Below are 12,428 nucleotides of genomic sequence, written 5' to 3' on the forward strand. Positions count from 1 at the left end.
ACGCGGGTACAGAAACTGACTTTTAGTAATTCACCTGGGATGGACCATCGCCAGTGGCGCGATCGTTTTTATCCGGCACCGTGGATTGCGTTTGCGTCTCTACCGGTTTGGTCGGCGGCGGTGCGTTTTTATCTGCTGGCGGGAAATAGAGCGGACCTTTCAGACCGCAGCCCGTCAGGCTGAAGAGAGTAAGTAATACAGTGAGTGCCTTAAACACGTTTTTCATTATGGATTGCCTGTAAAGTTCATCGCTTTCTGCTTTCTATCATCGCAGGAGAAGGCGTAAAAGCAAGCGTTTAGCGACTCTTTATGAAGTCTGAAAAGTGAGGAAATGCTGCGAGTATAACGCTTACTCGTGAGGATTTATGTTCTGCTGGCAGTTTCGTGATCAACACCTCGCGCCAGGATGGCTTTATGCACTATCGCAATGTGGTTTGTTTGTTGGCTTGTTCGTTGTTCTTATCGTCGGCATGGAGCTTTTAAAAGAGTGGCGCACCATGCAATTTTGTTGTCTGACCTTAGTCGCCAGTGACATACAACTTTGCCAACCTGGTGATAAGAGGGAATAAAATCTGATGGGGCTATTTACCCAACTGGAAAAATTTGACCAAAAGCTTACGCGCGGTTATGCCCGGTGGGGGCGCTGGGTATGGCGGACGTTAATTGTCGTTCCGGTACTGGTCGTGTTGTGGAATATAGGACAGGCAGTATGGGGAGGACCAAGAGGTGGAGTGATTCTGGAAATCCACAGTGAAATTGACCGCCCGATACTGGGATTCAGTGTTAACGGCGTGGCGGGCGCGAATGCTTTTGCAAATGGTGGCGGTTCAACAACCTGTTGTGGTGATGTTAGTGGGGATACGGCAGAGGTTATCTGGACATTAAGTACTACTCGTACACAGTATAATGCTGGAATGCGTCTGGAGAAACGGAATATGACGTTACCTCTCCCCAAAAGAGAATGGGGAGAAGATTTTCTGCATGTGCATTTTATGCCTGGCGATAAAGTGCTGCTGGGGTGGAGTAAAGATTCTTTTTCTCCGTATGAAGATCTTCACAATGGGGGGTACAAGACCCGCGTTCGGCAGGATGTGAAAGATAAACTTTATGCCACAGGAAAAATGAATTGATAGATTTCTATAAAAATCACGTTCGGCAGAAAGCGTAATAATGTGGGGAATGTTAGATACCGATGGTGGGACCTGGGTACAACTCGCGAAAGACAATAAAGTAGGCAACGGGGGCAGAGCCGCATGTTGAAACCCTTCCCGGCGTCAATCCGGAATATTTTAACGTGATCAGTCACACCATGGCGCAGTACCTCGTATTTATATCGCGAATGGAAACATCACGTTTACCCAGCAACTATCAGAAAATAGCAATGACCTTTATGGATTCTGAAAAGTGACGATTTGCCGCAAAAGTTACGCTTACGTGCGGGGAATTATGTTCTGCTGGTAGTTTCGTGATCGGCACCTCGCGCCAGGATGGCTTTATGCACTATCGCAATGTGGTTTGTTTGTTGTCTTGTTCATTGTTCTTATCATCGGCATGGGGATGTCGGCTTGATGAGCCGGAACATAATATTTACCAGAAACAAGGAAAAGGCGTGGTGTACCTGCGCCCTTATGAAAAGACCAATCTTTCGCTACCGCAGATTAACTACAAGCGTCTGCGTCTGTTACCGAATTTGTTAATTGACCCAACAAAACTGAAGGATTGGGAAACGGTGCCCCCGGCTACTGATCTCACGACAGACGTTGTCTACAGCGGCGCAAACGCAACTCTTCCCCATTACTCTTACTATAGCGATGGTCGCGCTATTCTCTACGCTGGCGAGATTGTGCAAAACCCTCCAGGCACACCGCCAGTCGATATCTCGTCATTTCAGGCATGGGGTGATTTTGCCGCAGATAAGTACAGCCTCTATTACGAAGGCAAACGCACCGATAGCAACCAGCAACTAAACCGCCGAACGTTGCGTCAGGTAGAATTTAACCCGCAATGGAAACCAGACTGGCTAGGTTTGATTCTCCGTGACAAGCATTATCTTTACGCAAATGGTCAGCGCCTTGATGATCCTGACACCTTTACGGTACTGGCACAAAAATCATGGGATCAGCGCGGTAAATTCTCTACAGCATTCAATCCCTGCCTTCCTGCCCCATTTGGCCCCTGGGATACCCTGGCTCGTACACGGACCAAAATCCTGATCAACAGCGAACAGCTTGATGCCGACCCGAACACCTTTTCCGTCGTACGCTGGATGCCCGGCTCACTCTTGACCTGGCGTGATAAAAACGGGCTACAGCGTAAAGTCCTCGACAAGGAAAATCTGGCGTGGGATGAAGATTTAACAAAGCACTGTCTGGATTTTTCTCTGCTGGAAAAGAAAGTGTTCTGGCGTAAAGGGCCTGCTTGTAAACAGGAAGAATTACCCGGACTCGATCCGGAACAGTTTCACCCCATCAGTGATGCTGTCGCCCAGTATCAGGACTCGCTTTATACCATCATCGAAACAGAGTCTGGTGACCGCAAGCTGGAGATCGTGAAACTTGATGATCCCAATCTTATTATCAACAAACGTTTCAACGCCGGGAAACGCCACGGCTATTTACTTACGCGTGCCGAAGGGTGGCCATACCATTCCGGTTTACACGTGTTTGAATCTGACGGACCGCTGATCTTACTGGATAACCACTCTCCGGATGAACGCGAAGCCCATCTTAATGACCATCCCTTTTTGCGCAGATGGTATGCCCGCGATAACCGCTACGTTTACAGCTTTGATGGCGCGCAGCTCTGGCGATACCGCACCGCTGATCCGAAACAAGTTCGCTTAATCTGGAAGGAACAACATTCGGGATATGGCTATGGCGTAAATTACAAAACGGGATATCTGGACGGAAAAATTACTGATGACGGCGAATTTATTCCTGCCCCGCGCAATGAGGCGACAAAATGAATGGTCAAATAATCACAGTTGCACTCATCCTGTTGGGGCACATATTTCTGACGCCTGCTGTACAGGCCATAGGGTTCGACTATTACAATGATCACGGTGTTATGTCTTACGGTAAAGGTTATGGGGAGGATGAGAAAATCATTGCCCAATTTCCGAAGATGAACAGAGCCGATTTGCGCCTTGTGACAAATATATCCGGGGAGCGGGAGTTGGTGGAAGGCTATATACCCACCGATGAAATAAGCATAAAAAATGAGGAATACCACTGGGTGACAGACGGCCGCGTTATTCTCTGGCGTGGCAAAATCGTTAGCAATCCACCGGGAACCCCCACTGTCGATATTGCCAGCTTTCAGGCTATGGGCCGCTTCGCGGTCGATAAATATAGCCTCTATTTTGACGGACAGCGCACCGAAAGTAATAGCGGCGCGTCACGTGTTGATCTGGCGACACTAAAAGCTATCGAAGGTAACTCTACCACGCTGATGGATAGTAAAAATCTCTACTTGTCCGGTCGACGTCAGGGGAGCAGCAGTGATGTTACTGTATTAGAAAAAAGATGGTGGGGTATTAATCCACGTCTTATGAGTGTAAACAGAAATTCGTATTCCAATGATCTGCTTATCCGCAGTGGGCAGAATATTTATTTAAATGGCGTTCACCTTACGGCGAATGCAGACTCATTTGAGATAATTCGCTGGATACCTCATTCACTGCTGGTTTTTCGCGACAATAAGGGTCTGCATCGTTATCCCTTTGGTCAATTATCAGGCAAAGCGATACCCGTAGATGATGACGTCTCTTTTGAAGTAGGGGAAAGTCGCGTTCGCTGGCGTAAACAGCTCACGCCCGACCGTCAGTGGAGCAAGTGGATAGACCTACCAGGTATTGAACCTGAACAATTTCATCTGATTACTGGCAATATTGCGCAATATAAAGATCGGCTGTATGTAACAAAATTATCGACATTTGGTGAAGACCAGCTTGAGATAATCCCGCTGGATACGCCAGACCTGGTCATTGATCGCTCATTTAATAGCGGCAAACAGCATGCTTACTTTATCCGCCAATTACGGTCAAAGAGCTTGCAAATTATTCCAGTTAACGGTCCGCTAACTAAAAACGATCGCTTCGCTTATGACGATCGCAATGTTTATACATGGACCGATACAGAGGTAAGGATTACGCCCTCCCCCTGCCCGGCGAAAACTCGTGTCAGAGAGGAGAACGTACGTGAAGTTCAAAACAGAGACATCATTATTCCGGTGACGGATGAATCATGCCGGAACGCAGCAGCAGAGGTGCAAACTTTGAAGCCCTGACCCCATACCGCTATACTGCCGCCATCACTTAAAAACAGGATACAACAATGAACGACAGTGAATTTCATCGCCTGGCTGATCAACTCTGGCTGACCATTGAAGAACGCCTGGACTACTGGGATGGCGACAGCGATATCGACTGCGAAATCAACGGCGGCGTACTGACCATTACCTTTGAAAATGGCAGCAAAATCATTATCAACCGCCAGGAACCGCTGCACCAGGTATGGCTGGCAACCAAACAAGGCGGCTACCATTTTGATCTGAAAGGCGATGAGTGGATTTGCGATCGCAGCGGCGAAACCTTCTGGGATTTGCTGGAACAGGCGGCGACGCAGCAGGCGGGTGAAACAGTCAGTTTCCGCTAAGATTGCATGCCGGATAAGCCTCGCTTTCCGGCACGTTCATCACGAAAAATATTGCTGTAATAGCGGCGTATCGTGATCCTGATTGGCAGGCGGCATGTTACCGATAGATTTTGTGCGGAACGGAATCACCTGTTCACGACCATCAACCTTCACAATCTGATAGAACTGCGGCAGGTTGAAGTTGATGAAGCTTGAGCCGTAGGTAAAACGGTCATGCGATGACGAGTAGAAGCGACTGACGTCACGTACCAGCTCCTCTTTGCTGCCTTCGCAGTGGTGATATACCTCAACCCGGTTGCTTTCGTCGAGAATGTAGATATTAAAGCCATTCTCGTCTTGCGTTTCTTCGAAAAAGAACTGGATGATCCCTTCGCTGGCAAAGCCGTCCACCACCGCCGGTAATTTGACGTGATTGGTTTCAACCTGCACTGACAGGCCGTGCAGTTTGTTATGCGAAATCGCGCCATAAAACTCGATGGCGTTTTCCAGTTTCTGTACCGATACATTCAGGCGTTCGAAGAACAACCCCCAGGTTTGACCAGAAACGCGCAGCGCCTTGAAACGCCCGGTTTCCTGGCGGGTGCTGGAAAGGCGCAGTTCAATACACTCAGAAACCAGTTGCTGCACGCGAGTACGGATTAAGCCGCGCAGATGCTGGCTATAACAGAAGACTTCCACGCTATCTGGCGGTGCGGCGTCCTGATGCATTTTGCCGAGAATAGTTTTCAGGGCTTCGATCATCGATTGCTCGCCGTTGAAGTGCAGCGTACGCACTTCGTTCCACGAGTTGCGGTACAGCAGGTCAACGCTACCTACCAGGCAATTTTGATTCTCGCCAAAGCTGAAGACATCCAGCTTACGGAAATCAAAATGCACCACCTGATTGCGGAACGCCGCTGTCGGGTCATATTCCAGGTTAACGATAATCGCCAGATGGCGGATCTCACACGGGCTGTAGAGCGCCTTCGGTGTCGGTGCAGGTAAGCGCAGCGGGAAATGGTGCGACACGTCGGCGACCATCTCCTGCAACTTAGGCAAATCGACAATGCCGTTACCTTTAATATACAAACGGGTGCGCGAGGTCAGCAGGCCGTTAAACCATGCCCACGCCACCAGTTTATTCAGGTAACGGTTATATTCCAGCGGCTGATGGCTGATGATCGACTCAATATTTGGCGCGCGGTTATACAGATACCAACCTGAACGGTTAGCCCGGCCCGGCGGCACATAAATAAAGGTCAGATTCGGTTCCGAGAGATCGGGTGAAATCTGCGGGTTTACCAGCGTCACTTTACCTGGTAATGCTTCAAACGCGGCATACAGCTTACGCGTCAGCACGCCGATATCCTGCGGACTGGCGGAGACGCTAAGGTTATTGCGACGCGCAAAGCGGATCAGATTACGGTAGCTCTGCATCATCGCGTCGAGCAACTCGTTGTGCGCCTCACGCACCTGATCAATCTTCCAGTTAGCGCGGTTATCGAGCATTGCCAGACGAGCTTCGTCCCAACCCCACTCGCTCACTAACTGGCTCAACACTGCGCGACGCCAGCCTACGCAGGCGCGTTCACGGCTGAGCTTTTCGCACACTTTTAAATAGAAGCAGCGACGTACTAAATCCAGACGGGTAAAATCTTCAATCGCCGTCAGGTATTCAGTAACACGCTCCAGCATCATGCAGTATGGATCGAGACCAAACGATACAATCTCGCCGTCGTGCAAACGCTGTTTGATATCTTTCGCCAGCAGACGTGGGTTCGGGTATTCCCAGGAATAGGCTTCCAGCAGCAGTGTTTTCAGTACCGCTTTGTATGGGGAATCGATACTCTTGTAGAGCTGCCAAAGGCTGGCACCAAAGTACTCTTCAGCAGAAAGCGAGCTTAAGCCACCGAGATCCAGCCATTCATTTGGCGTCAGCACGCCCTGCGCGTAAAGCGTCATCACATAGTCGTCGTAATGCTCTTCTTCGTCGCACGGCACCATATTCCACAGAATACGCTTACCGGCGAGACGCACGGCGGTACGATAAAATTCGTCAAGCAGCAGTATATGCTGGGTGGAGCCACAATCTTCGCCCCCCAGGCTGCCGCTTTCATTATGACGGAAGCGGTTTTCATCAATCAGGAAGAAGCTGACTTCCACACCCAGCGAGGCGGCCCAGTTTTCCAGCAGGCTACATTTACGTTGTAGCAATTGGCGCTCTTCGCTATCGAGCCAGGATTGATGACAGACCCAGATATCCAGGTCAGAGGAACAACTTTGCCCTACGGACGAGGTGCTGCCCATGGTGTATACACCAGTAATTGGAAGCTCACCTTTCGGCGGATCCTGTACTGACATTCCACGATACAGTTCAAGCTCGTTCAGATAGTGGCGTTGAGTTTCATCAGGCGTGTAAAGGCAAATGCCTTTGGGAACGTTACCATCAAGGTAACCCGGCATTAGCGGATGGTGATAGTGCAACAATGTCGGCAGTAGACTGTAGACCTGTTGGAATGCAGGCCCCATAGCAGCAAGCGCGCGATCCACACGCAATTGATTTATGGCATCCAGTCTCTGTTTCAGAGTCTCAATATAGAGGTACAAGACGTATCGCCTGATTTGCTACCCGTCATGACTGTGATTCCGCCAACATCAACGGTAACACGCGGCATTCGGGATATTTCGTATGTCAAAGGTAACCGTTACCACTTTTCGCGCCTGGTTTTTTTAGTTTCACGACGAAAAAATGGTCTAAAACGTGATCAATTTAACACCTTGCTGATTGACCGTAAAGAAAGATGCGCTACATACAAGTGTAGCACCGTTTATTCTCTGTAAATTCCTTATTACAACGGCGTGAAACGCCTGTCAGGATCCACTGCCAGACCTCATTTTACGGTTTGCGCAGGCGTCTACGTTTCACCACAACACTGACATCACTCTGGCAAGGATGTTAGGATGGACCACGGATGATAATGACGGTAACAAGCATGTTAGACAATGTTTTAAGAATTGCCACACGCCAAAGCCCACTTGCACTCTGGCAGGCACACTATGTCAAAGACAAGTTGATGGCGAGCCATCCGGGCCTGGTCGTTGAACTGGTACCGATGGTGACGCGCGGCGATGTGATTCTTGATACGCCGCTGGCGAAAGTAGGCGGAAAAGGCTTATTTGTAAAAGAGCTGGAAGTCGCGCTCCTCGAAAATCGCGCCGATATCGCCGTACACTCAATGAAAGATGTGCCGGTTGAATTCCCGCAAGGTCTGGGACTGGTCACTATTTGTGAGCGTGAAGATCCTCGCGATGCCTTTGTGTCCAATAACTATGACAGTCTGGATGCGTTACCGGCAGGCAGTATCGTCGGGACGTCCAGTTTACGTCGCCAGTGCCAACTGGCTGAACGCCGTCCGGATCTGATTATCCGCTCCCTGCGCGGCAACGTCGGCACTCGCCTGAGCAAACTGGATAACGGCGAATACGATGCCATCATTCTTGCCGTAGCCGGACTAAAACGTTTAGGTCTGGAGTCACGTATTCGCGCCGCGTTGCCACCCGAGATTTCTCTTCCGGCGGTAGGACAAGGTGCGGTGGGTATTGAATGCCGCCTTGATGATTCACGCACTCGCGAGCTGCTTGCCGCGCTGAATCACCACGAAACTGCACTGCGCGTTACCGCAGAACGCGCCATGAATACCCGTCTCGAAGGCGGATGTCAGGTGCCAATTGGTAGCTACGCCGAGCTTATTGATGGCGAAATCTGGCTGCGTGCGCTGGTCGGCGCGCCGGACGGTTCGCAGATTATTCGCGGTGAACGCCGCGGTGCGCCGCAAGATGCCGAACAAATGGGGATTTCGCTGGCAGAAGAGCTACTGAATAACGGCGCGCGCGAGATCCTCGCTGAAGTCTATAACGGAGACGCCCCGGCATGAGTATCCTGGTCACCCGCCCGTCTCCCGCTGGAGAAGAGTTAGTGAGCCGTCTGCGCACACTGGGGCAGGTGGCCTGGCATTTTCCGCTGATTGAGTTTTCTCCGGGTCAACAATTACCGCAACTTGCTGATCAACTGGCGGCGCTGGGGGAGAGCGATCTGTTGTTTGCCCTCTCGCAACACGCGGTTGCTTTTGCCCAATCACAGCTGCATCAGCAAGATCGTAAATGGCCCCGACTACCTGATTATTTCGCCATTGGACGCACCACCGCACTGGCGCTACATACCGTAAGCGGACAGAAGATTCTCTACCCGCAGGATCGGGAAATCAGCGAAGTCTTGCTACAATTACCTGAATTACAAAATATTGCGGGCAAACGTGCGCTGATATTACGTGGCAATGGCGGTCGTGAGCTAATTGGGGATACCCTGACAGCGCGCGGTGCTGAGGTCACTTTTTGTGAATGTTATCAACGATGCGCAATCCATTACGATGGTGCAGAAGAAGCGATGCGCTGGCAATCCCGCGAGGTGACGATGGTCGTTGTTACCAGCGGTGAAATGTTGCAGCAACTCTGGTCGCTGATCCCACAATGGTATCGTGAGCACTGGTTACTACACTGTCGACTATTGGTCGTCAGTGAGCGTTTGGCGAAACTCGCCCGGGAACTGGGCTGGCAAGACATTAAGGTCGCCGATAACGCTGACAACGATGCGCTTTTACGGGCATTACAATAACTCTCATAACAGGAAGCCATAATGACGGAACAAGAAAAAACCTCCGCCGTGGTTGAAGAGACCAGGGAGGCCGTGGACACCACGTCACAACCTGTCGCAACAGAAAAAAAGAGTAAGAACAATACCGCATTGATTCTCAGCGCGGTGGCTATCGCTATTGCTCTGGCGGCGGGCGTCGGTTTGTATGGCTGGGGTAAACAACAGGCCGTCAATCAGACCGCCACCAGCGATGCCCTGGCTAACCAACTGACGGCATTGCAAAAAGCCCAGGAGAGCCAAAAAGCCGAGCTGGAAGGCATTATTAAGCAACAAGCTGCACAACTTAAGCAGGCGAATCGTCAGCAAGAAACGCTGGCAAAACAGTTGGATGAAGTCCAACAAAAGGTCGCCACCATTTCCGGCAGCGATGCTAAAACCTGGCTGCTGGCTCAGGCCGATTTTCTGGTGAAACTCGCCGGACGGAAGCTGTGGAGCGATCAGGACGTCACGACCGCTGCAGCGTTGCTGAAAAGTGCAGACGCCAGCCTGGCGGATATGAATGACCCGAGTCTGATTACCGTTCGTCGGGCAATTACCGATGATATCGCCAGCCTTTCTGCAGTATCGCAGGTGGATTATGACGGCATCATCCTTAAGCTTAATCAGCTTTCAAATCAGGTAGATAACCTGCGTCTGGCCGATAATGACAGCGATGGTTCGCCGATGGATTCAGACGGTGAAGAGCTTTCCAGTTCCATCAGCGAATGGCGTATCAATCTGCAAAAAAGCTGGCAGAACTTTATGGACAACTTCATTACGATTCGCCGTCGTGATGACACCGCCGTACCGCTGTTAGCGCCAAATCAGGATATCTATCTGCGCGAAAATATTCGCTCTCGCCTGCTGGTCGCAGCACAAGCTGTACCGCGTCACCAGGAAGAGACTTATCGCCAGGCGCTGGAGAACGTCTCCACCTGGGTACGTGCTTACTACGATACTGATGATGCCACCACCAAAGCGTTCCTCGACGAGGTGGACCAGTTAAGCCAGCAAAATATCTCGATGGATCTTCCGGAAACCCTGCAAAGCCAGGCGATGCTGGAAAAACTGATGCAGACTCGCGTGCGTAACCTGCTGGCACAACCGGCAGCAGGGACAACGGAAGCTAAACCTGCACCTGCACCTGCACCTGCACCTGCACCTGCACCTGCACCTGCACCTGCACCGCAAGGTGATACTCCGGCAGCCGCGCCGCAAGGAGAATAACCATGCTAAAAGTGTTATTACTCTTTGTGTTGCTGATTGCGGGGATAGTGGTTGGCCCGATGATTGCCGGTCATCAGGGTTATGTGCTGATCCAGACCGACAACTACAATATCGAAACCAGCGTCACGGGCCTGGCGATCATATTGATTCTGGCGATGGTAGTGCTGTTTGCCATTGAGTGGCTACTGCGGCGGATCTTCCGCACTGGCGCGCACACCCGTGGGTGGTTTGTCGGGCGTAAGCGTCGCCGTGCACGTAAGCAGACCGAACAGGCGCTGCTGAAACTGGCGGAAGGCGATTATCAGCAAGTTGAAAAGCTGATGGCGAAAAATGCCGATCACGCTGAACAACCGGTGGTGAACTATCTACTGGCTGCCGAAGCCGCGCAACAACGTGGTGATGAAGCGCGCGCCAACCAACATCTGGAACGCGCAGCGGAGCTGGCCGGCAATGACACCATTCCGGTAGAAATCACCCGTGTACGTCTGCAACTGGCCCGTAATGAAAACCATGCTGCACGCCACGGCGTGGATAAGCTGCTGGAAGTTACGCCACGCCATCCGGAAGTATTACGTCTGGCGGAACAGGCGTATATCCGCACAGGTGCATGGAGTTCTCTGCTGGATATCATCCCATCAATGGCGAAAGCCCATGTTGGTGATGAAGAACATCGTGCAATGCTGGAACAACAGGCATGGATTGGCCTGATAGATCAGGCGCGTGCCGATAACGGTAGTGAAGGTTTGCGTAACTGGTGGAAAAACCAAAGCCGGAAAACGCGTCATCAGGTAGCGTTGCAGGTGGCAATGGCGGAACATCTTATTGAATGTGACGATCATGATACTGCCCAGCAAATTATCATCGATGGCCTGAAACGCCAGTACGACGATCGCCTACTGCTGCCGATTCCTCGACTGAAAACCAACAATCCGGAACAGCTGGAAAAAGTGCTGCGCCAGCAGATCAAAAACGTCGGCGATCGCCCGCTGTTGTGGAGCACACTGGGCCAGTCACTGATGAAGCACGGAGAATGGCAGGAAGCATCGCTCGCCTTCCGCGCAGCGCTGAAACAACGTCCGGACGCCTACGATTACGCATGGCTTGCTGACGCGCTGGACAGACTGCACAAGCCGGAAGAAGCTGCAGCGATGCGTCACGACGGTTTGATGTTAACGTTGCAGAACAACCCACCACAGTAGTTCCTTCTCACCCGGGGGCAAGCACCTCCGGGGCCTTCCTGACACATAAAAAAACGCCTGCTCTTATTACGGAGCAGGCGTTAAAACAGGTCTGTATGACAACAAGTGGGTGCTTCACTCAACGTTGTGTCCATGGTGTCTGATGAGGCATAAGCGACATCTGTCAGTGGACGATAAGCACCGTAAACGGCTCTGCGTCATTCCGGAGTTTATGAGGCACTAAGGCGAACATAAGAGATGGAATGAGCATCTACTCGTTTATTATGCCACAGAGAATCGGGAAATAACATCCCTTAACACTTGTTATGAGATAATTCTGTAATCCTCTTTGCTTCCTGAGTAATAACTTCCTGAGTGAATATTTAACCTGAGCTTGATCCTACACATACTTATTATGAATGATAAAATTCATTCAATTAATAACACATATATTAATTGCCGTTAAAACTAAAAACAGCATCAATAATCAACGTGATATAATAAACCTGCCTTACATATCAACTGCGCCAGAGGTAGGATTGAAAACGCTCTCCTGATTTTCCAATTCATTTTCTGGATAAATAAATAATTTATTTTTGTCACTATTATTTATGTAATCATCCTGTCAGGGAGAGGGATCTCAATTATCAATGCTTAATTACGTCATCATTTTGATGACATGAAACCGGAGCATTTTGC

Annotated in this window: 10 protein-coding genes; 8 read left to right on the plus strand and 2 right to left on the minus strand. The window is 50.5% G+C overall.

All coding sequences use genetic code 11. The annotated features are described in order from the left end of the window. Positions 1-22: 22 nt before the first annotated feature. A complete protein-coding gene (gene lptM / locus ACU8XX_RS24025) occupies positions 23-226 on the minus strand; it encodes an LPS translocon maturation chaperone LptM (protein WP_000799889.1) in 204 nt (67 codons plus the stop codon). A gap of 349 nt (positions 227-575) precedes the next feature. On the opposite strand from lptM, the gene ACU8XX_RS24030 reads away from it, so the two are divergent. The 4 genes from ACU8XX_RS24030 (at position 576) to cyaY (ending at position 4,655) form a co-directional block, all read left to right on the plus strand. Beyond that, a complete protein-coding gene (locus ACU8XX_RS24030; RefSeq protein WP_000522558.1) occupies positions 576-1,130 on the plus strand; it encodes a DUF3304 domain-containing protein in 555 nt (184 codons plus the stop codon). A gap of 365 nt (positions 1,131-1,495) precedes the next feature. Continuing rightward, entirely contained in the window at positions 1,496-2,965 is a 1,470-nt protein-coding gene (locus ACU8XX_RS24035) for a hypothetical protein (protein WP_012136583.1), read from the plus strand. Then, positions 2,962-4,287 carry a hypothetical protein gene (locus tag ACU8XX_RS24040; RefSeq protein WP_001014267.1) on the plus strand — a complete coding sequence of 442 codons (1,326 nt, stop codon included), beginning with the start codon at positions 2,962-2,964 and terminating at the stop codon, positions 4,285-4,287. The genes ACU8XX_RS24035 and ACU8XX_RS24040 overlap by 4 nt, the downstream gene beginning before the upstream one ends. Positions 4,288-4,334: 47 nt before the next feature. Next, positions 4,335-4,655, plus strand: a complete 321-nt coding sequence (cyaY, locus tag ACU8XX_RS24045; RefSeq protein ID WP_000999956.1) for an iron donor protein CyaY — start codon at positions 4,335-4,337, stop codon at positions 4,653-4,655. A 39-nt stretch (positions 4,656-4,694) separates the two neighbouring features. Here the strand turns inward: cyaY and cyaA are convergent, their stop codons facing one another. After that, on the minus strand, positions 4,695-7,241 hold the full coding sequence (gene cyaA / locus ACU8XX_RS24050; RefSeq protein WP_000281668.1) for a class I adenylate cyclase: 2,547 nt from the start codon (positions 7,239-7,241) through the stop codon (positions 4,695-4,697). A gap of 386 nt (positions 7,242-7,627) precedes the next feature. Between cyaA and hemC the strand changes: the two genes are divergently transcribed. From hemC to hemY, 4 genes are read left to right on the plus strand one after another with little or no spacing between them, the layout of a single operon-like run. Beyond that, complete coding sequence (hemC, locus tag ACU8XX_RS24055) at positions 7,628-8,569, plus strand: hydroxymethylbilane synthase (RefSeq protein ID WP_001338644.1); 942 nt, start codon at positions 7,628-7,630, stop codon at positions 8,567-8,569. Then, positions 8,566-9,306: a uroporphyrinogen-III synthase gene (gene hemD, locus ACU8XX_RS24060; RefSeq protein WP_000026047.1), complete on the plus strand. Its 741-nt coding sequence runs from the start codon at positions 8,566-8,568 to the stop codon at positions 9,304-9,306. The genes hemC and hemD overlap by 4 nt, the downstream gene beginning before the upstream one ends. A 21-nt stretch (positions 9,307-9,327) precedes the next feature. After that, a complete protein-coding gene (gene hemX, locus ACU8XX_RS24065; RefSeq protein ID WP_000139042.1) occupies positions 9,328-10,551 on the plus strand; it encodes a uroporphyrinogen-III C-methyltransferase in 1,224 nt (407 codons plus the stop codon). A 2-nt stretch (positions 10,552-10,553) separates the two neighbouring features. Beyond that, entirely contained in the window at positions 10,554-11,750 is a 1,197-nt protein-coding gene (gene hemY, locus ACU8XX_RS24070) for a protoheme IX biogenesis protein HemY (protein ID WP_016241729.1), read from the plus strand. Positions 11,751-12,428: the final 678 nt, after the last annotated feature.

The organism is Escherichia sp. MAL-1 (assembly GCF_052948035.1).

What these genes read in the sequence shown, in the direction of transcription:
- lptM (WP_000799889.1), bottom strand. Translation starts at nt 226, where the DNA reads ATGAAAAACGTGTTTAAGGCACTCACTGTATTACTTACTCTCTTCAGC.
- ACU8XX_RS24030 (WP_000522558.1), top strand. Translation starts at nt 576, where the DNA reads ATGGGGCTATTTACCCAACTGGAAAAATTTGACCAAAAGCTTACGCGC.
- ACU8XX_RS24035 (WP_012136583.1), top strand. Translation starts at nt 1,496, where the DNA reads ATGCACTATCGCAATGTGGTTTGTTTGTTGTCTTGTTCATTGTTCTTA.
- ACU8XX_RS24040 (WP_001014267.1), top strand. Translation starts at nt 2,962, where the DNA reads ATGAATGGTCAAATAATCACAGTTGCACTCATCCTGTTGGGGCACATA.
- cyaY (WP_000999956.1), top strand. Translation starts at nt 4,335, where the DNA reads ATGAACGACAGTGAATTTCATCGCCTGGCTGATCAACTCTGGCTGACC.
- hemC (WP_001338644.1), top strand. Translation starts at nt 7,628, where the DNA reads ATGTTAGACAATGTTTTAAGAATTGCCACACGCCAAAGCCCACTTGCA.
- hemD (WP_000026047.1), top strand. Translation starts at nt 8,566, where the DNA reads ATGAGTATCCTGGTCACCCGCCCGTCTCCCGCTGGAGAAGAGTTAGTG.
- hemX (WP_000139042.1), top strand. Translation starts at nt 9,328, where the DNA reads ATGACGGAACAAGAAAAAACCTCCGCCGTGGTTGAAGAGACCAGGGAG.
- hemY (WP_016241729.1), top strand. Translation starts at nt 10,554, where the DNA reads ATGCTAAAAGTGTTATTACTCTTTGTGTTGCTGATTGCGGGGATAGTG.